Origin of the sequence: Enterococcus saigonensis (assembly GCF_011397115.1) — a bacterium.
Lineage (GTDB): Bacteria > Bacillota > Bacilli > Lactobacillales > Enterococcaceae > Enterococcus_C > Enterococcus_C saigonensis.
In genome coordinates, this window is the sequence record NZ_AP022822.1 from 2,573,354 (window position 1) to 2,593,579 (window position 20,226).

Sequence of the window (20,226 nt, forward strand, 5' to 3'; positions counted from 1 at the left end):
TTATTCCCCCACTTTCTTCATGATTTGACGTTGAATAAACGTACAGAATAAGATAACTAAAAATAAAATGACAGTCGCAGCCATGGCAATCCCCGGACGTCCTGCGATGTGGAACTTGTCGTAAATATAATAAACGGCTGTCGTAGCACTTTTGGCAATCCCGGGCTGGCCTGCAAATAGCGCATAAACTTGGGTATAAACTTTAAATGCCCCAATAATATTAACTGTTAGTAAAAAAGCAATGGTTGGAACTAACTGCGGCAGTGTAATGCGTCGGAAAATTTCTCCGTCTTTGGCACCGAACATCTTTGCAATTTTATAATGTTCTGGATCAATATTCCGTAAACCCGCTAATAAAATAATGATATTAAAAGCCAAGCTCGTCCAAATACCAAAAATAATCAAAGTTGTCATACTCATATCTACATCGTCTAACCAGTTAATAGCTGGAATTCCTACTTTACTTAAAAGAAAGTTGATAATCCCGTAAGAACCGTTGAAAAAGTAACGAAAAACAATCCCAATTGCAATTGTACTAGTAACATACGGCATGAAAAATAACGTTTCAAAGAAACTTTTGTGCTTTACTTTTTCAAAAATTATCCATGCAATCGCAAGGCCGATAATTAATGCAATCGGCACCACAGTAAAGGCATATAGCGCAGTATTTTTTAATGCTTTAAAAAATACTGGATCAGATAAAACTTTTTGATAATTCTCAACACCAGCATATTCTTGATTGATTAGTGTCCCTTTTTGAAAACTCATCAAAAGAGAGCGGAACAAAGGGTAAATGCTGAAAATCATAATGACGACAAGAGACGGCAGAAGGAAGAGCCACGCTTTTGGCTGATTTTCAGGATTATAATGATTTTTCTTGAACATTAGTAAATTCGCGTCCCGTCTTCTTTAAAGATAAAGGCTTTTTGATACGCAAAATCAAACGTCAGCTCTGCACCTTCTTGAATATCTTCTTCGATGCTGACAATCGATTTTAAATGATGGGAATCAATATCAAAGTTTAAAATACGTTCACGTCCAATTAATTCGACCCCTGAAACAATCGTTTGAAAAGCGCCAGCTCCTGTTACTGGTAACACATCTTCTGGACGAATCCCGATAAAATAGTTCCCATCTGGCATATTTTCTTTAAACCGGGCGACCATAAAGCGATCAATAGGAACACTAAAAGCATCGTGATGCATCATGCCTGCTTTTACTTCGACTGGCAAGATATTAATAATCGGATTTCCAATAAATTTTGCGACAAACAAATTATTGGGTTCTAAGTAAAGATTTTGCGGATCATCATTTTGCTGAATGACACCTTCATTTAATAAAATAATTTTGTCTGAAATTGATAATGCTTCTTCTTGATCGTGAGTAACAAAAATTGTCGTAATTCCGACTTCTTTGACCAAGCGCCTAATTTCTTCACGAATCTTTAACCGCAGTCGTGCGTCTAAGTTGGACAACGGTTCATCGAGTAATAAAACTTCTGGGTTTTGTACCAACGCTCGGGTAATGGCCACCCGTTGTTGTTGTCCACCAGAAAGTGTACCTGGTTTTTTATGCTTCAATTCTTCAATATTCGTGAGCGCCATGTATTTTTCTGCAATTTTCATTGCTTCGTTTTTAGGCATTTTTTTATCCCCAACTGTTAATGGAAACATTACGTTTTCAAAGACAGTCATATGGGGATAGAGTGCATAGTTTTGGAAAACAAAACCAATATTGCGATCTTTTGGTTCTGTTTTTACTACTGAACTGCCAGCAAAACGAATATCTCCGTCAGTCGGACTTAACAAACCTGCGATCAAATTTAAAATTGTTGATTTACCACAGCCACTTGGACCTAAAAGACAAACTAAATCACCTTTTTCAATAGTAAAATTTACCGACTTTAACGCTTCAAAACCATTATCGAATACTTTTTTAAGATCGATAACTTCAATCATGGGAAATCCTCCCTTTTTTATTTTTACCTGCAACACTAATTCTAGCATTTTTCATAACAGTAAGTTTATAGAGTTCAATGAGAGATTTCTTTATTTTTTTCTCATTTTTCTTTTTTGTCAAAAAGGGGTTAACTCGAGCTAAGAACTTTTTTCACAAGGGATTGTCAGCTTATTTTGTTTTTGCTAACTTGGAAAAACCCAGAAAATTTTAGTTATTATTTCATACTCTTCAAAAAACAAAAAACCAAACGCGCAGTGTTGATAATTTAGCCATAAAATAAAACTAGCCAAACAAAAAAATCCATCAATTTTTTGATGGATTTTTTTTTACTTGCTAAAGCTGTACTATCCTTAGCAGGGCCGTAAATGGAAAATTCTTGTTGTCCTTTGAATCTAGCTTAATGCTAATGAAAACTAAGCTGCTAATTTATTTATCAAATAATCTGTTCTTGCACCGTCTTTGTCAAAGTTGTCGTAACGGGGGTAACGTCAAAAACTTCTGCTATCAACTGACTTAATTCTTTAGCTGCCATTTTAGCTCGTACTGCTTGGTTAGAATTAATAGCTTCAATGATTAGGATAGCTTCTTTTGTACTTTCTTGTAGCATCGTCCGTTGGGCCTCCCGCCAGTTAAAGCAACGACAAACAGCCCCTTTTTCATCGTAATAGATAATCTCTTCTGGAAGCGCCGGTGCATCTTCATCTGCTCCCAAAGGCTTGAAACTTTCTCCTCCTTGTGCTTTACCCAAATGTAAATCGCCTACAAGGGCTTGAATATCTTCGCCTCCGCATGGAACAGCATATTTCAATGAAACACTGTTGTAAATATCTACAAGAGGATTGATTGGAGTAAAATTTCGATCTTGGCTCACTCTTTTGAGTAGTGCTTCAATTGAGCTGCGGGCTCCTTTTTTTGTTTTAAATTGACTAAAGACCTGACGCCACTCTTGAATCACTTCGTTTTGGCTAAAAGAATCTGCTGTTAAAAATTTATGCGCTTCTTTTTTACCTTTAGCCAATAGATCAGCAAAATACGCCTCATCTTTTTCATCTACTTGATTGTTAATTCCTTTTGCCGTGACCACTATTATTTCTGCTTCAGGGAAAAGGTCCCAAAAATTTTTGTCCACACTAATTTTTTTCATTCTACTACCTCCACTATTTTTAATTTAGCACTTTTTTCATTCGCCAATTCCTTTTTTAGCTGCAAGATATTATAGTTTTTAGCAAAAAAATAAGCGAGATCTGCTAAAGTATTATCTTTAGCAAAAGTTTCTGTAAAAGTTGTTTCACTAATCGTTTTTAACTTTTCAATTTCCTTACTTGTCACCGCGCAAATCACCGCTGTCATAATGACGTGTCCCTCCTTTTTTGACTGCCTCCCAATCGGCTGCAATATTTGCTTCTACCCGCATTAAATAAGCAGCTAATTGTTGACTTTCTGGCGCACTAAATCCGCTTAAGGCAACTTCATTGGAATAGTGATTTTCTCTTTGAATAATTGGCGCTAATTTTGCTCCTTTGTTGGTAACAAAAAGCGACTTGTTTTTTTTATTGTCAGCTTGCGCCTGTTTTTCAATTAATCCATTTTTTTCCAATTTTGCAATCGCCCGAGCGGCCGTAGTTCGATCAACTTTAATCATCTCTGCTAGTTTCTCTTGAATAATTCCTGGATTTTCATAAATGCGGACCAAGTAAAGATACTGCCCTCGAGTTAAATTAAACTCTTTAAATTCAATATTGGCAATCGAATCTAGTGCCCGCGCAATTTTACCTAAATCCCGTAAAATATCTGTCATACTCTTCCTCATTTCATTTTATTCATAGACTGATCTTAAAATATTTTTGTTGCATTTGCAATGTTTTTTATACAAGCACTTCACTTTGTTTTTGCGGGCAATCATGATACGGTTTATTTGAAGTTATTACCAATTTTTATGTTGTAGGCACTGAAGCATTGTTCTTTGAAAGGATGGAAAACAGATGAAAAAAATATCAACTTCAACAGTGATTAACACAGGTGGACGCGAAGGAGAAAGTAAGTCTGTCACAGGTTCTTTAGATGTTTTAACAACGGGCACAAAAAAAGAAGGATATACCAATCCAGAAGAATTATTTGCCGCAGGGCTTTCTGCATGTTTTAATGGCGCCATGCAATTTCCCTTAGAACGGGATGGCTTAGGAGATAAAAAACGCGAAATCCGTGCGGAAGTCAGCTTACTTGGGGACTTACCTGATTTTACAACTTTACATTTAGAAGTCGTTTTAATTGGTAAAATTGAAGGTTTAAGTAAAGAAGACACGTTGAAATATATGGAAGAAACGGAAAATATCTGTCCTTATACCAAAGCCATTCAAGGTAACGTCACAGTAAAATTTGACGCTAAAGATTAAACGTATACCTTTTTTACAATTCTATATAAAAAATAAAAAATCCACTGACAAAATACAAGAATGTATCATTGTCAGTGGATTTTTTTGTCAGTAAAATGCTTATCTGCTGTTCACAAGAAATAGCGTTTGTTGTCCTTTTCCTAAGCTAAAAATTGCAATAACGGCGTTAATTCTTCAAAATAAGTAATCGTAAGTTCCTGCATTCCACGAGAAGTAGCGGTATACAGCATTTTACGATCCTGTTCAGTGGTATAATTTTCTGTTGAAGCATTATATAAAAGCACATGATCAAATTCTAAACCTTTGGCTAAACTAATCGGCAAAATCGTTACATTTTCTTTAGTAGTATTTTCATTGGCGAACATGATTGGCTGATCGTACCACCACTGGGTTAAATAATCGGCTTCTGCTTGCGTTTTAGTAATCACTGTTACTGATTTTTCAATTGCCAGAAAACGAGCCAAATCAGTCAATTTAACTAGTTTTTTTACAGCTACTTTTTTACCTTTAGGGCGAACAGGTACAATTGTAAAATCAACTTGCGCCGTAAGTTGCTGAAATGTTGCCGTAATCGCTCCACTCGAACGGTAGCTATTTAATAAATCATAAACTATAACCTCTCTTTTAGTTGCCTTAAAAATAGCGCCAATGGTTGTAAAATCCGTCTGAGAATTAAAAATCGCTTGATTGTAATCTCCAACCAAAGTAAAGCGAGCGTTCGTAAACAATTGATTTAATAAAAAGATTTGTGCCGGCGTGTAGTCTTGAACTTCATCAACTAAAATGTATTTCATCGTAGCTAAGGGGCTTGTTTTAATAAAACGGTGTTGGATTAATAATGCAATCGTCGCTTCATCAACTGTTAACACTTCGGCAGCTTGATATCGTTCACCAGTGTAAGCCAAATATAAATCTGCTAACATTTGCGCTGGTTGTAGCCAACTAAAGTTCGTAATCGCAACTTCAATCTCGTGATATTTTTGCTGCAATAAGCGTAAAGCATATTTTTTCAATGCTTTAGGGGACTCATCTTGTAATAAATGTCCAAAATATTTTTGCTGTTGGGTTTCGGATAAAGCCAAAACGCGATCTTGCCAAGCTTTACCTTGGGCTTGTTTTAATAAACGACGCTGCCAATAACTCCGAAGTTTTACCGCTACACTTTGAATTCTTTGACCGAAAGTAGCATCTTTGGGAGTGGTAGCAAACATTTCAGCAATCGTCTCAGCTTTAATAATTACTTTTTGCTTTACTGTAATCTTTTGAAAATAATTTTTATTTTGTAAGATGTCACTAGCATTGTCGACGAATTCAGCAAATTTTTGACTGCGTAAAACAGTCGTCTGCTTATCGACTTCACTTTTTGTAATGCGGGTAAAATAATCTATTTCACTTTCTAGCGGTTGATCTAATTGCCATGCCAATAGTTTACGCCACGTTAAATTGCGGGGATTTTTTTCACCTAATGAAGGTAAAACATGCGCAAGATATTGAATAAATTTATCATTAGGCGCTAAAATTAACACGTCATCAACACTAATTTCTTGGCGTAATGAATACAATAAATATGCAATCCGCTGCATAATTGTCGAAGTTTTACCACTGCCGGCTACCCCGTTGACCAAAATAATCTCATGATCCAGATCACGAATAATCACATTTTGTTCTTTTTGGATAGTCGCAGTAATTGCCTGCATCTGTTGACTGGCGCTATTTCCCAACGCCGCTAACAATACATCATCTTCAATGGCAATGTGCGTATCAAAATAATGCTTTAACCGATCATAAGAAATTACAAATTGTCGCCGTAAATCGATGGCTACAGGAATTTTTTTGCCATTTGCCCAGTAAGCAGATGGTCCCAAAACGTTATTATAAAATAACTCTGCTACCGGTGAACGCCAATCATAAACTAGATTTTCATTTTCGTCATTGAAACTATTAACGCCGATATAAAAAGACTGCTTTTCCTCTTCGTCAAAATAATCTACCACCACTTTTCCAAAATAAGCTTGCGGCAATAAGCGCCGAACCTGCGCCAATTTGCTAGCAGCTGTTTTTTGTTTCAAATTCAGTTGATCAATTTCACGATTTTTCATTTCTAACTGGGCAAATGTGTCTAAATTATCAGCGAAGTTATCAAAATTTAGCCGGACATCCCCTGCCATTTCTTGAAGAGCTAAAATTCCGCTACTCTGTCCTTTAGCTAAAGTTTCAGATAATTGTCCTTCTGCTTTTTTTAACGCACGATAAACCTTTTGCAAATATTGTTCTTCTGCTTGTGTGTTGACCATAACACCACTCCTAAATTCGCAATTCCGCCGCTTTTTATTAGCGGAAAGCCATTTTACACCCTGATTCAGGCTACTGCAATCTCTATGCTATTACAAAAGTTAAACAAACGGATTTAACGCTCAATTAATCAGATGAAAACTTGCTAAATTGACCCGCAAATTTTATAAGCTTTTGACTGCATGACAGAGAGAATTTACTCGTTACGCTAACCACAAAAAAACGTGAAAGAACCGGATTCACTTCCTGTGGAAATTATCTATTATCTATTCCCTTCCCAACAAAAAAAACCTGCAAAAACCTTATTTTCAAAAGTTTTGCAGGAGTATAACGCTTTTATGAAATTTTATCGGCAGACGTACGCAGCTATTTTTGTAAGAGTTCTAAAAATGCCGCGCCGTATTTTTTTAATTTATTTTCCCCTACCCCTTTAATTTGCAACATTTCTAAGGTCGTTTGCGGTCGAATCTCAGCTAGTTCATACAAGGTTTTATCAGAAAAAATGACATAAGGCGGCAAATTTTGCTTCGTCGCTAATTCCAAGCGCAACTGGCGCAACTTTTCAAACAATTCATTATCAGGTGCCAATTTTTTCACCACTTGAGCTTTACGCATCACTTTTTGTTGTCCCAGCAAGACCTTTTTACCACTGTTTGAAATTTTCAATAACGGAAATTGTCCTTCGGTAGGAATTAAATAACCTGCTGCTGTCAAAAAATCAATTAACTGGCTAACATCTTTTTGACTCCAATCTTTCATTAAGCCATAAGTTGATAGCTTTTCAAAATGCCATTGGCTAATTTTTTGATCTTTTGAACCTGTTAAAACTTTACTAATCAACGCTTTGCCAAAACGTTCTCCCATGCGCTTTGTACAAGACAACACTTTTTGCGCGTCTAAAGTAATATCTTGGACTTCACGTTGATCTAAGCAATTACTGCAACGCCCACAATCAGGGCCATCTTCGCCAAAATAGCGTAAAATGTAGCGTTGTAAACACATTTCTGTATGAGCATACTGACTCATTTCCCGTAGTTTTAAATACTCTTTTTGCTTGTAGTCTAACTCCATCTCAGAATTATCAATAAAAAATTGCTGTACTTGTAAATCTTGCGGTGCATACATCAAAATGGCTTCACTGGGTAGTCCATCACGTCCTGCCCGGCCGGCTTCTTGATAGTACGATTCAATGTTTCCTGGCGTTTGGGCGTGGATGACAAAGCGAACGTTACTTTTATTAATTCCCATTCCAAACGCGTTGGTCGCGACCATCACTTTAATTTCATCAAACAAAAAGGCTTCTTGCGCTGCTGAACGCTTTTCTTCGGTTAAGCCACCATGATAATACCCCGCCTCAATTTTTTTACTTTTTAATAAATGATACAGGCGTTCCACTTCTTTTCTCGTACTGGCATAAATAATACCGGCTTGTTGCTGATTGACCCGCAAATATTCCAATAAGTAGCTATCTTTAGCATCTTTTACTACTTGAAAAGCCAAATTATCCCGCGCAAAACCAGTTTGTATTTTATTCGTTGCTGGAATTTCCAAACTTTTCTCAATATCTGATGCAACTTGTGGTGTAGCAGTCGCGGTTAACGCGATCACTGCTGGCCGCTGTGGCAATACTTTGATTTCTTGGGCCAATTGCAAATAACTAGGGCGAAAATCATGTCCCCATTGCGAGATACAATGGGCTTCATCTACTGCAATTAAACTGATTTTTTCTTGCTGTAAAAGTTGCTTAAACGAAAACATTTCAAACCGTTCTGGCGCGACATAAACTAATTTATACTTACCAAAGGCAGCATCTTTTAAGCGCATACTTACTTCTTCTTGAGATAAACTACTATTAACAAAAGTAGCTGAAATACCCATTTCATTTAAGGCATCCACTTGATCTTTCATTAAAGAAATTAGCGGTGAGACCACTAAGGTTAAACCATCTAATAATAATGCCGGTAATTGATAACAAATCGATTTGCCACCACCTGTAGGCATAATGCCTAAAACATTTTCATTACGTAACACTTTTTGAATCAACTCTAATTGACCCGGTCGAAAACTTTCGTAACCAAACTTCTCTTTTAATAATTGGGTTAAAACATCCACGTACTATCCTCTTCTCACTACTAAGTTCTTTTCAGGCCTTTTTTGCCTATTCATCTTAACATGGAAAACAGCTAGAAAAAAGTAGCCAATTTTTAGGCTAATTTTTAATCTAATGCACGTTTTTTTACACTTTATTTAAATGATTTTTATCACAGATGATTTTGACGTAAAAGTAAAAAAAGTGTAAGCTAAGTAAGGCAAATTTCAGCAATGAGGAGGTTATGCTGTGAGTTATTTATCAATCCAAAATGTCAGCAAAATCTATCCCCGTAAAAAGACAAAAGCACTACAAGATTTTTCTTTAACGGTCGAAAAAGGTGAATTTATTACCATTGTCGGCCCTAGTGGAAGTGGCAAGTCCACCCTGTTGAACATTTTGACCGGTTTTGAAGAACCGACAACTGGGAGTATTATTTTAGCCGAGCAGGATATTACAAAATCAGCACCAAAAGATCGCGACATGGCACTGGTCTTTCAAGAATATGCCTTGTTTCCTCATATGACCGTAGCAGAAAATATTACATTTGGCATGAAAATTCGAAAAACAGCAAAAAAGAAACGGCAAGAAAAGTTGGACTGGGTAACAAGCGAGTTAGGTTTAACAGAGGTAGTAAACGTTCTGCCCAAAAATTTATCTGGTGGTCAACGGCAACGAGTCTCCTTGGCGCGAGCCATTGTTCGCAATCCAAAATTATTTTTAATGGACGAACCGTTATCTAATTTAGACGCAAAATTACGAGATCAAGTGGGAGATCTAATCTTAACTACCCACAAAAAGTTGCAGGCTACTACGCTTTTTGTGACTCACTCCCAAGAAGAAGCCATGTCTTTAGCTGATCGCATTATCGTGTTAAAAGACGGTGTGATTCAACAAATCGGTACCCCTCACGAAATTTACGAAAAACCCAAGAATCGTTTCGTAGCCGAATTTATTGGCCGTCCTACGATTAATTTATTTTCGTTTGATAAGTTACCTTCCTATCTGCAACAGCGATTTTCACGGGAGTCAGAAAAATTAGCTGCTATTCGGAGTGAGTATATTCTTATTCGTGAATTTTCACACAAAGAAAGTCAAGCGAGTGTTGATTTTGAAACGGGCGTTGTCACAGAAATTCGTTATTATGGTGGCAGTAGTATTTTACAACTTGCATGGCAAGGCGTAACACTTGCAGTCAAAACTACTCAAGATACCCGGAATTTAATGGGGCAATGTGTTCATTTTACTTTTGATACCACGCAACTACTTTTTTTTGAATTGTAAATTTAGCTATCAAACAGCTAATCATTTTTATTTTATTGGAGGAAAGAAACATGAAAAAAATTTATTTAGGGTTAGCCGTAACCGCAGCAACATTCTTTTTAGCAGCTTGTGGTAGTACAAACAAAGAGGCAGCCAAACAAAACGATAAAGTCAGTGGCGAATTAACTGTTGTCACCAACCGGACCGATGCAGACAAGCTCTATGCCCAAATGGAAAAAGATTTCAAGAAAAAATATCCTGAAATTACAGCTATTAAATGGGAATCTGCTGGTACAGATTACGACCAATATATTGCCAATCGCATGAACACAAAAGACTATGGCGATGTGGTTTTTGTACCTTTTTCAATGGCAGGAAAACCACAAGATTACAGCAAATACTTTGAAGCATTGGGCACAACAAAAGCCATGGAAAAAGATTATCTAGACGTCACTGAAGCCGATTACGATGGTAAAGTATACGGTTTACCAACAGTTTTAAACTCATTGGGATTGGTTTACAATGAAGCAGTTTTCAAAAAAGCTGGTATCGATAAATTACCCCAATCAACTGAAGAATTAATCGCTGACGCTAAAATAATTAAAGAAAAAACTGGTGCAATCGCTTTTTACACCAATTACCAACGTCTAGCTGTGTGGGCAGGCGCTTTATCTTCTTATGGCGGTGAAAACTTCAAAAAAGAAATGGTGACAAACAAATCTGCCTTTAAAAAAGGGCAACCAATGCGTGCAGTCATGGATATGATTTACGAATTAGCGAAAGCTGGCTTAATTGAAAAAGATCCCGTTACGTTAGAGACGCAACAAGCCCAACAACAATTAGCCGATGGCAAGATTGCCATGCTAATGAGTGGCTCACAAGATGTCGCCCCAATTCAAAAGTTAAGTAAAGACACGATTAATATCATGCCATTCCCACATTTATTAGCTGGTAAAACCAGTTTAGCTCTGGGTGCCCCTTCTGTAATTGGTATTAACAAAAATTCTAACAATAAAGTTGCTGCCAAAGCATTCTTAGACTTTTTTATTGATCCTGCTTCTGGACATGCCAAAGATATGGGCGGCATGACTCCTGTTAAAGCTAAGCTTGATGCCAGTGAACAAAAAGCGATCAAAGAAAACAACGTCATCTTGACTGCCCCAGCAACTGATCCTGCTATTGAGGCAAAATACAGCGCCATCGCAAACGAAGTTGGCGTTGGACGCTTAACTGACGTCTTACAAAAAACAGTGAATATCGCCTTATACCCTGATCAAAATGAAAGTTATCAAGAGTATGTCGCAAGCCTAGAGAAAAAATGGGAGGCTGCAGCAAAAGCCCATGAATAAGCGCAGCCTAAAAAGAGAGGAAAAGCAGACTATTCTGCTTTTTCTCTCTTTACCGCTTTTATTGTTACTAATTTTTGGACTCTTACCCATTGCAACCTTAATTTACAATAGCTTTACCGATTGGGATGGTTTATCTGTTGAAAAAAACGTTATCGGATTTAAAAACTATCTCACTATTTGGCAAGATCCAGTTTATTTTCAGGCTTTTACCACCAATCTCTTTTACTTAGGTTCTGGTCTGTTACAAATCGTCATTGCCCTAGTTTTAGCCATTTTATTGTCCACAAAAACCTATGGCAAAAATATTTTTAAGGCGGTGATTGTTTTTCCGATTATGATCAGCGGAGTTGCAACTTCTTTGATTTTCCGATTGTTTTTTGAACCCGATGGCTCATTTGATCAGCTTTTGCATTTTTTGCATTTAAGTAAATTTATTCGCTTCTGGTTGGGAGATCCCGCTGTGGCCAATTATACTCTGGCCTTTATTTCCTTATGGCGTCACTTGGGCACGAGTTTTTTATTGTATTTTGCAGCGATCCAAGGTCTTCCCCAGGTCTATCAACAAGCGGCTAGTTTAGAAGGTGCTAACTTATGGCAACAAACCCGCTACATTATTTTGCCAAATATTCGTACCGTTTTAAAGCTGAACTTTATTTTACTCACTATTGGAGCCGTTTCCGCCTTTGAAATCCCGCTAATTATGACAAATGGTGCCAATGGAACAGCAACTTTTTTAGTGCAAACCATGAAAGTCGCCTTTGATCAAAAACTAGTTGGCCTAGGCTCTAGTCTAGCAGTTTTAATGTCTTTGATTATTATTGCACTAAGTCTCATACAACAACGTTTTCAAAAGGAGGATAATTAAATGAAAATTCTAGCCAAAATTAGCAAATATTTCTTTTTATGCGTATGGCTGTTTATTTGCTGTTATCCTCTTTTAACTGTATTTTTTGGCTCTTTTAAAACCTACCAAGAATTCAACGCCACCCGCGGGATTACCCCACCCACACAGTGGCACTTTGAAAACTATCGTCTTGCTTTTACCTCCGGTAATCTGCCGCAAGCTTTTATCAATACCTTTATTTTAGTTTTTTGTGGCGTTTGTGGCAGTGTTGTAATTGGCTCTATGGTGGCTTATGTTTTGAATCGTTTTGATTTTCCTTTCAAAAAACTGGTTATTGGTGCTTATTTTTTTATCTCAATGGTTCCAATGGTCGTCTCGCAAATTTCTACCTTTAAAATAATCACCGCATTAGGATTTTACGATCGCTTAATTGCCCCTATCGTGATTTATTTAGGTGCAGATGTCGTGATGATTTACGTTTATTTACAAATGTATGAAAAAATCCCTATTGAATTGGATAAAGCCGCACTCCTAGAAGGGGCCAGCTTTTTTCAAATCTACCGTCAGATTTTGTTTCCTTTATTGCGTCCGGCTACCGGAACTGTCATCGTTTTAAAAATGATTAGCATTTACAACGATTTTTATATTCCCTTTTTATATTTGCCGGGCTCAACACACGGGACAGTGGCCACCGCCCTTTACCGCTTTATGGGACCTAATCAAACCAATTGGCAAGTAATTTGTGCCTTAGTAATTTTAAGTATTCTCCCGATGTTAATTGTCTTTTTAGCCTTACAAAAATATATTTATGAAAGCTTGGCAGGAGGTGTTAAAAGTTGAATATCCTTACTTTTTTTAAAGGGTTCCCGAAACGAGCTTATACCGTCATGGAAGTGCGTACCGGCTTTGCCACTGGACTGCCGGTTTTAAGTGGGAGTTTTTTTGGGGCGTATTTAACTGGAGAAATTCATTGGTTATACATGATTTTATTTTTTATCGCCGGTTTTTGCTTTAATATTGTTGCAAACACGGCTAACGAAATGCGGGCTTATTTAGCCAAAGAAGAAAACGAAACAACTTTCACCTACCATAAGGGCAGTGAAGGGCTTGTCCGCGGTGACGCAAAATTTTTTGATGCTGTTTTCGTTTTACTCCTCATGATTGCGCTAGGCGGCATTTGCGGGCTTTTACTGGTTTTTCTTACCAAAGATTTATTGTTGCTGGCCTGGGGATTAATTGGCTTACTGGCGGCAATTACTTACTCTCTTGGACCAAAACCTTATTTACTTTATCCAGTAGGAGAAGTTGTTTCAGGTTTTTTTGTCGGTGGACTTGCTTGCTACTTAGCAGGACGTACACAAATGGGCAGTGGCAATTGGCAGTTGCTTCTATACAGTGTGGTCCCCATGATTTTAACTGTTTTTTTAATGTCTACCAACAATGTCGGCGACTACGAAAAAGATCGTGGTATCCGAGTAACGCTACCGCACGTCATTGGATTTCGCAATGCGATATTAATCGTTATTCCAGAATTTTTAATTCTTTTTACCTGTTGGGTAATACTTTGGGTTACGCAGACTATTCCGTGGTGGCAATTTTTAATCGGCTGTCTAATTTTTTACCGTCAAGGCTGGCAACGCTGGTACAAAGATTACGTCAAAATCCCTAGTGTTTACCCAGAAATGGGACGGGAATATGGTCCTCGTCCTTTACTGTTGATTTATCACTTTAATACGTGGATGGCCTTTTTATTTTTCATCCAAATCATGGGAAGGAAGTACTTATAATGGAAAAAATCCGTTTGGTTCAAAATAAAATCAATCCCCTTGTATTACCTGTAATTTTCGCCGATAAACTCGGCTACTTTGAAAAATTTCATGTTCCTGTCGACTTAACCGTCACCGAAACATTTCAATTCGCACAAAAAAGCAGTTTTGTCGCCGGTGATGTCGATGCCATGATGGGCGACTTGACTTTTTACTTTGATTACCGTCAACATGGAAAAGATGCTTTCGTTACCACCGATTTAACCCGTACCATCCAACTCTTAGCAAAAAAAGGCGCCCCTAAAGAAGGGCTGCGCGTCGGGGTTGCCCGCAAAGGACTGTTTCCCTTTTTTATGGCGCATGATTTAAAAACTGTTCTTAAGCAACCTGAAATCGTCTGGATAAATAACACTTATGAACGCATTCAAATGTTGCAAAATGGGGAGATTGACGCCTTAGTTGCTATCGAACCTTTTATCACCGATATCTTAAAAACACAAAGCGATACCGAAATTTTATGGCACTCTAAAAATTCAGATAAAAATATGGTAATGTGGTGCTTTGATCGCAAATTTTATGATAACAATGTCGAAACAGTTACCAATTTCCACCACGCCTTAGAAGCCGCTGCAAAAAACTTCAACGCGCTTTCAGCCGATGATAAAGTACTGCAGGCAATAAAAATAGCGCAATATACACCTGAAGCCGCTGAAAATTTACGCCACTTTACCTTTGAAAAACAGCATAATTACGCGACTAAAGATTTTGAATTATTAGCAGATTTCTTATGGCAAACAGGTGAAGTAAGCCAGAAGTATCACACAAAAGATTGCTTGCGAAAGGTGTTTTAGGTGCATTTCTTCCTGATGAAGTGTATTCTTGTTGCGCTGTTTTGCCGAAAAATTTTAGTGCGGAATCTTGCGTAGTTAGTGTTACGTAAAATAATTCAAAATAATCTTGTTTAAATAAAAAAACCCTAAATAAAATGCGCTAGAAAGCCGATTTAGTGATTGTATCTGCTGACGAATTTTATTTGGGGGTATTTTTTGTGCAGGATATTTATTTCACAATCTATTCTCTTACCAAAGCTCTTTTCACCGCCAACAACAGCATCAACAAGGCTGTTGCTACTAAAATATGAGTTAAACCTGCAATACCTGCAATCATGCTATTCATACTGTGACTAACTTCTGTTCCGTAAACTTGCAATACACCTCTCACTGTCATCATAATTATCATTAGCGGCAAGCCGATGTTATACAGGAGGTAAAAACGTTGGTAAAGTTTGCTTTCTGCCAAATTGCTGATTTTAAAAAGAATAGCGACAAATAAAAATACGGCTACCCCTAAAGCTAAAAGGTGCGTATGTAAAACACGCAACACCGTCGCACTGGTAAAATCATTGAATTTTGTGAATTCTCGATAAAACACGCCTGCTACCATTGCCAAAATAAAATAAGCGATGGCGGTATTCATTACTTTTTTCATCTTCTTCACATTCCTTTCCGATTCATTTTTTTGCTTTAAAAAAATTGATGCCAAATAAAACGCCGGCTAAAAATAAAGCTGTGCCTAAGCCTGTATAAAAAACGGCAATAAAACGATTGGGTAATAAATGAAAAGTGCGGATTGTGACTCCACCAATTATCATTACCGCCATGATAAGAAATGATTTTACATCAAAAAATTTTAAGAAAAATTGTTTTTCTTCATCATAGTGGTCAATTCGTAAAGTATGTTTGGTGACTAATTTAGAAAAAATCATAAACCAAAATGTTACAAAAACGAGGACTGATAAAAATAAATTAAAAAACGTGACGTATCCTGTATACGTTTCAATCCCAATTTTTAAAATATTAAAGCCTGCCACCAGCCATACAAGACTTGCCAAAAGTAATAAATTATTTTTTTTGATCATATTCAAAACCTGCCTTTTTCTGAAAGTGAACCTCGTTCATTTTATTTGATAAAAAAATCACTTCGATTTGTCCCAAATTTAGAATGGAAAATACCTTAGCTAGTGTATTTGCTAGCTTACAAAGTCATCTGTCCATCGGTTTTTAAGACAAATTAATAAAGTGAATTTTTTACAAGTTGTAAAATAGCAACTGATTTTTCTTCATGGGTAATCTCATATAAAAACAGCTCAAAAATATAGTCAACATATTGCGAAGCTGTCAAATTATCATCAAATAAACCTTGACGTACCTGTTGATCTTTTAAAAGTGTCTTAACTAAGCCTGCTTTTATGTGTTGCCAGTAATTTTCCATCATTTTTTGACCCCGCTGCTTTTCATCAAAAGCCAATACTAAAGCATGACTGGTAAAAAAATTAGGATACTGCTGCTTTGCTATTTCTACACTTTTAAATAGGGCTTCCAGACATTTTGAAAAGCTGTCAAATTCATAGGAATTATCTGAAAGATGAAAAATATCGGACCAGATACTCCCAATTGTAGCAGTTAAAAGCTGTCCTTTATTGGGAAAATAATTGTAGACAGCACCAACTGAAATACCGCTACGTGTTGCAACTTCACGGATACTAATAGCTTCAATTCCTTTTTCAGCCACAATTTTCTTACAACAAGCAATTAGTTCTGCCCGAGAGCTCACCGTATTGTTCACCTTTTTTCCCCCTCTTCAAAATGTGTTCATCAATATGAACAACGTTCACTTTAGATTTTACCCACGAATATTATTTTCGTCAACACAAATGCGCCGACCTATCCTTTCATTAAAGTGCTATCCATAAAAATCCAATCAAAGTTCAGCAAAAGTCGCTTATAAAACAGTTTTAAATTTGCACACTGCGCTAATTTCCCTGTTTTATAAGCGACTTTTTAAACATAGCTGAAGGTAGTTTTACGATTTCCTTTGGCTTAAACAAAATATTTTTGTTCAAAATCTGTTAAGATTTCGCGGACCTCTGGGATTGATTTTGTTTCCATTAAGCGAATTCGTAAATCATTTGCCCCAGGAAATCCTTTCAGGTAAATTTTGAAAAAGCGATGTAAGTCTACAATCGAACGAGGGACAGCATTTGCATATCGCTCTTGTAAATCCAATTGTAAATAAAGTAAATCTATTAATTCTTTAGGCGTATGTGCCTTTGGCATCCTTTCAAAAGCATACGGGTTTTTAAAAACACCACGACCTATCATAAGCCCATCAACTCCATATTTTTCTGCCAGTGCTAAACCCATTTGCCGGTCTAAAATATCACCATTGATTGTAATTAACGTTTGAGGTGCTAATTGATTACGCAGTTGCAAGATTTGGGGAATTAAATCCCAATGTGCGGCTACTTTACTCATTTCTTTTCTAGTTCGCATGTGTACTGATAGATTAGCAATATCTTGTTTCAGCAAATGACTGATCCAATCTTCCAACTCAAGCGAATCGTTAAAGCCAATCCGGGTTTTCACACTCACCGGTAAACCGCCAGCTTTAGCGGCCGCAATTAATTCTGCTGCCACTTCTGGACGTAAAATCAGACCGCTGCCTTTGCCCCGCTCTGCCACATTTGGGACCGGACAGCCCATATTTAGATCAATCCCTTTAAAGCCCATCTTTGCTAACGCTATACTCATTTCACGAAAATATTCGGGTTTATCCCCCCAAATATGAGCGACCATTGGTTGTTCATCTTCAGTAAAAACTAAACGCCCGCGTACACTTTTTATCCCCTCCGGATGACAAAAGCTATCTGAATTAGTAAATTCAGTAAAAAAAACATCTGGTGCTCCGGCAGCTTTAATCACATGGCGAAATGTCACGTCCGTCACATCTTCCATCGGTGCCAAAACAAAAAAGGGCTTTGGTAAATCGGCCCAAAAATTATGCGTCATTTTTTTATTCCTCCTGTTACTCCTACAAAATCCCTACGATTTTTAAAGTATTGTCATTATACTAAGGAACTTGCAAAGAAGCAAAAATGTAAATTAACTACAAAAGAGGCTGTGACATGTCACAACCTCTTTTTATCTAACTTTTTTATTTATTCAACTTACTTTGGGGAAGAATCCGATTTTAAACGGTAGTGAATTATTTTCGTTTTCGCAAAATAAGACCGGTAGAAAAAGCAATCAAAACAAAACCGACAAAAACAAGCAGATAATTATTTTGATCATTTGTTTTAGGATAATGCTTTTTCTTATCCGTAGGGGTTGGTTGTTTTGGTTTATCTTCTGGCGGTAACTTATGATTAACAATGTCCGCCAGTACAAGTGTTTCAGGTTTCCCTTTTTCACTGGCTGGAATGACAAACTGATACGTTTTTTCACTTAATTGATAGCCTGTTGGGGCTTTTGCTTCTTTAATCGTATATGTTCCTGGTGCTAAATCTGTCAAAGTAGCATGTCCCGTTTTATCAACTGTCACAGTTACACTTTTATGGGTAGTATCATCTTTTACATGGAATACCGCGCCAGCTAACCCTTGCCCTTTTTCATCAGTTTTTTGCCATGTCACACTTCCTTTGTAATTAATCATGGCTACTGTAATCGGATCTGGTTGACCTTCATTTTTCTCCGCAATTGTAAATGGAATTTTTTCAGTATTTAGAATATAACCTGGCGCCGATTTTACTTCCACAAACTGATAATTACCAGGCGCCAATTGATCCACCTGAACAAGACCTTTTTCATTGGTTACCAAATCTTTTGCAACAATTTTGCCAGCGTCATCAATTACTTGAAAGACTGCTTGTGCAAGTGGATTATCTTTATCATCTGTCTTTTTCAAACTTGCTTGTCCTTGATAATTAATAAAGTCTCCTAATTCAACTGGCACTGGTTTGCCTTGTTGTGCTGTAATAGCAAAAGTATGGGGAGTGGTATCTTGAATAAATCCTGCTGGTGCTTTTGTTTCAACCAATACGTATTCACCAACTGCCAACCCTTTGGCATAAATTTCACCACTATCATCGGTTGTAATCTCCTGTGTAGCTTCTCCTTTGTTGTTTAGAACAGTCAATGCTTCGCCGACTTTTTGACCGTCTTGACTGGCATAAATTGCAAATTTTGCACCTGCTAGCGGTTTTTTATCTTCGTCTACTTTGTGGCCAATAATTTCTGATTGATAATTATTGAAATCCATTTGGTCGCTTTGATCTGCTTGTCCTTCTTCATTGACGACAAAATAAATCGCTTGACTGTTCACAACATAGCCTGGCGCTGCTTTTATTTCAATTAATTTATAACTGCCAACGCCCAAATCATCTAAATCAATTTGACCACTTTCTGGTACAACAATCGTTCTTTCCAATTGTTGTATTCCATCTTCGATCCGGTACAATTCAAATGTTGCCCCAGCCACTGATCCTGCATCACCGACTTTTTTTATCACTGCTTTTGCCTTAAAGTTTTGGAAATCACCAAAATTAAATACGTGGGGATCTCCTTTTGCATGCGTTGGAATAACGACTTTAATCAATGCTGGATTAATAATATACGGTGTGTCGTCTTCGTGAACGGGCGCTTTGGTCTCTTGGAAATAATAAGTACCAGGTGCCAATTCATTAAAAGTGACATCGCCTTTTTCATCACTGGTTGCCGTGGTTAATTTTTGCTTGTCGCTATTGTATAAAGTAAATTCAGCTCCTTGTAACCCTTGTTTTTGGCTGTTGACTTTATGAATTTTGAAAGCTCCTTTATAGTTCACAAAATTATCACTGGCAATAACTGTTTCTGGCTGTCCTTTCGCTGTTTCTTTAATTTCAAAAGGTACTGTTTGATCATTTAATAAGTAACCATTGGGGGCTTTTGTTTCCACAAAACGATACTGTCCGGGTGCTAGGTTTTGGACGAGTACTTCACCTTTATCATTTGATAGCAGATTTTCAGCTACCGTTTTCCCCCTACTATCAATGACTTTAAATTGTGCTTGTGACAACACCTGCTGTTGGGCATCTTTTTTAATCAATTTGGCGGCACCCTGATAATTGATAAAATTATCTGCTGCCACTACTGTTTTAGGTTTTCCTTTTACACTTGGTAAAATGGTGAAGTCTACTGGTGTTGCATTTAAGACATAACCAGTTGGTGCTTTGGTTTCAATAAACTGATATTTGCCTGGAGCTAAGTTTTCGACTGTGACAACACCTTGGTCATTTGAAGTTAAACCTTCTTGAACTTTTTGACCGTCTGAAGTTACAACTTTAAATTCTGCTTTGGCTAAAGGATTTCCTTTAGCATCTTTTTTGGTAAGTGTGGCACTGCCTTGATAGTTTTTCAAAGTCAGATGTACTTCAGGAATTTGCCCATTTCTTTGT

At 37.2% G+C, this 20,226-nt stretch carries 19 protein-coding genes; 7 read left to right on the top strand and 12 right to left on the bottom strand.

Annotation, left to right across the window (positions count from 1 at the left end):
• The 5 genes from EsVE80_RS12405 to EsVE80_RS12425 all read right to left on the bottom strand — a co-directional run bounded on the left by EsVE80_RS12405 (position 1) and on the right by EsVE80_RS12425 (position 3,757).
• The gene (locus EsVE80_RS12405) at positions 1 to 885 is read right to left on the bottom strand and encodes a carbohydrate ABC transporter permease (RefSeq protein ID WP_173103970.1); all 885 of its coding nucleotides are present in this window, start codon (positions 883 to 885) and stop codon (positions 1 to 3) included.
• A complete protein-coding gene (locus EsVE80_RS12410) occupies positions 885 to 1,958 on the bottom strand; it encodes an ABC transporter ATP-binding protein (protein WP_173103971.1) in 1,074 nt (357 codons plus the stop codon). The genes EsVE80_RS12405 and EsVE80_RS12410 overlap by 1 nt, the downstream gene beginning before the upstream one ends.
• A gap of 434 nt (positions 1,959 to 2,392) precedes the next feature.
• Entirely contained in the window at positions 2,393 to 3,103 is a 711-nt protein-coding gene (locus EsVE80_RS12415) for a B3/B4 domain-containing protein (protein WP_173103972.1), read from the bottom strand.
• Entirely contained in the window at positions 3,100 to 3,309 is a 210-nt protein-coding gene (locus EsVE80_RS12420; RefSeq protein ID WP_179957298.1) for a hypothetical protein, read from the bottom strand. The genes EsVE80_RS12415 and EsVE80_RS12420 overlap by 4 nt, the downstream gene beginning before the upstream one ends.
• The gene (locus EsVE80_RS12425; protein ID WP_173103973.1) at positions 3,278 to 3,757 is read right to left on the bottom strand and encodes a MarR family winged helix-turn-helix transcriptional regulator; all 480 of its coding nucleotides are present in this window, start codon (positions 3,755 to 3,757) and stop codon (positions 3,278 to 3,280) included. Before EsVE80_RS12425 ends, EsVE80_RS12420 begins: the two co-directional genes overlap by 32 nt.
• Before the next feature lie 184 nt (positions 3,758 to 3,941).
• Here EsVE80_RS12425 and EsVE80_RS12430 point away from each other — a divergent pair, with 184 nt between their 5' ends.
• Positions 3,942 to 4,352 carry an Ohr family peroxiredoxin gene (locus EsVE80_RS12430; RefSeq protein WP_173103974.1) on the top strand — a complete coding sequence of 137 codons (411 nt, stop codon included), beginning with the start codon at positions 3,942 to 3,944 and terminating at the stop codon, positions 4,350 to 4,352.
• A 140-nt stretch (positions 4,353 to 4,492) separates the two neighbouring features.
• On the opposite strand, the gene EsVE80_RS12435 is transcribed toward EsVE80_RS12430, so the two are convergent.
• Both EsVE80_RS12435 and recQ read right to left on the bottom strand, forming a co-directional pair.
• Entirely contained in the window at positions 4,493 to 6,646 is a 2,154-nt protein-coding gene (locus EsVE80_RS12435) for a HelD family protein (protein WP_173103975.1), read from the bottom strand.
• A gap of 364 nt (positions 6,647 to 7,010) precedes the next feature.
• Positions 7,011 to 8,756, bottom strand: a complete 1,746-nt coding sequence (gene recQ, locus EsVE80_RS12440; protein WP_173103976.1) for a DNA helicase RecQ — start codon at positions 8,754 to 8,756, stop codon at positions 7,011 to 7,013.
• 226 nt (positions 8,757 to 8,982) lie between these two features.
• Between recQ and EsVE80_RS12445 the strand changes: the two genes are divergently transcribed.
• Genes EsVE80_RS12445 through EsVE80_RS12470 form a run of 6 tightly spaced genes read left to right on the top strand, consistent with a single transcriptional unit; the run spans position 8,983 to position 14,806 of the window.
• On the top strand, positions 8,983 to 10,017 hold the full coding sequence (locus EsVE80_RS12445; RefSeq protein WP_173103977.1) for an ABC transporter ATP-binding protein: 1,035 nt from the start codon (positions 8,983 to 8,985) through the stop codon (positions 10,015 to 10,017).
• A 50-nt stretch (positions 10,018 to 10,067) separates the two neighbouring features.
• Positions 10,068 to 11,345: an ABC transporter substrate-binding protein gene (locus EsVE80_RS12450; protein ID WP_173103978.1), complete on the top strand. Its 1,278-nt coding sequence runs from the start codon at positions 10,068 to 10,070 to the stop codon at positions 11,343 to 11,345.
• Positions 11,338 to 12,210 (top strand): carbohydrate ABC transporter permease, encoded by an 873-nt coding sequence (locus tag EsVE80_RS12455; RefSeq protein ID WP_173103979.1) that lies wholly within the window; start codon positions 11,338 to 11,340, stop codon positions 12,208 to 12,210. Before EsVE80_RS12450 ends, EsVE80_RS12455 begins: the two co-directional genes overlap by 8 nt.
• On the top strand, positions 12,211 to 13,029 hold the full coding sequence (locus tag EsVE80_RS12460) for a carbohydrate ABC transporter permease (RefSeq protein WP_173103980.1): 819 nt from the start codon (positions 12,211 to 12,213) through the stop codon (positions 13,027 to 13,029). It abuts the gene before it with no gap.
• Positions 13,026 to 13,976, top strand: a complete 951-nt coding sequence (locus EsVE80_RS12465) for a prenyltransferase (RefSeq protein ID WP_173103981.1) — start codon at positions 13,026 to 13,028, stop codon at positions 13,974 to 13,976. Before EsVE80_RS12460 ends, EsVE80_RS12465 begins: the two co-directional genes overlap by 4 nt.
• Positions 13,976 to 14,806, top strand: coding sequence for a substrate-binding domain-containing protein (locus tag EsVE80_RS12470; protein ID WP_173103982.1), 831 nt, complete (start codon positions 13,976 to 13,978; stop codon positions 14,804 to 14,806). The genes EsVE80_RS12465 and EsVE80_RS12470 overlap by 1 nt, the downstream gene beginning before the upstream one ends.
• Positions 14,807 to 15,026: 220 nt before the next feature.
• Here EsVE80_RS12470 and EsVE80_RS13785 read toward each other — a convergent pair whose 3' ends face one another.
• From EsVE80_RS13785 to EsVE80_RS13925, 5 genes are all read right to left on the bottom strand, one after another.
• Complete coding sequence (locus EsVE80_RS13785) at positions 15,027 to 15,443, bottom strand: DUF2871 domain-containing protein (RefSeq protein ID WP_197745901.1); 417 nt, start codon at positions 15,441 to 15,443, stop codon at positions 15,027 to 15,029.
• Between the two features lie 22 nt (positions 15,444 to 15,465).
• Positions 15,466 to 15,873, bottom strand: coding sequence for a hypothetical protein (locus EsVE80_RS13790; protein WP_197745902.1), 408 nt, complete (start codon positions 15,871 to 15,873; stop codon positions 15,466 to 15,468).
• Between the two features lie 152 nt (positions 15,874 to 16,025).
• Positions 16,026 to 16,580 (bottom strand): TetR/AcrR family transcriptional regulator, encoded by a 555-nt coding sequence (locus EsVE80_RS12480; protein WP_173103983.1) that lies wholly within the window; start codon positions 16,578 to 16,580, stop codon positions 16,026 to 16,028.
• A gap of 254 nt (positions 16,581 to 16,834) precedes the next feature.
• Complete coding sequence (locus EsVE80_RS12485; protein ID WP_173103984.1) at positions 16,835 to 17,803, bottom strand: tRNA dihydrouridine synthase; 969 nt, start codon at positions 17,801 to 17,803, stop codon at positions 16,835 to 16,837.
• Positions 17,804 to 17,999: 196 nt separating this feature from the next.
• On the bottom strand, positions 18,000 to 20,189 hold the full coding sequence (locus EsVE80_RS13925; RefSeq protein ID WP_232061211.1) for a SpaA isopeptide-forming pilin-related protein: 2,190 nt from the start codon (positions 20,187 to 20,189) through the stop codon (positions 18,000 to 18,002).
• Between the last annotated feature and the right edge of the window lie 37 nt (positions 20,190 to 20,226).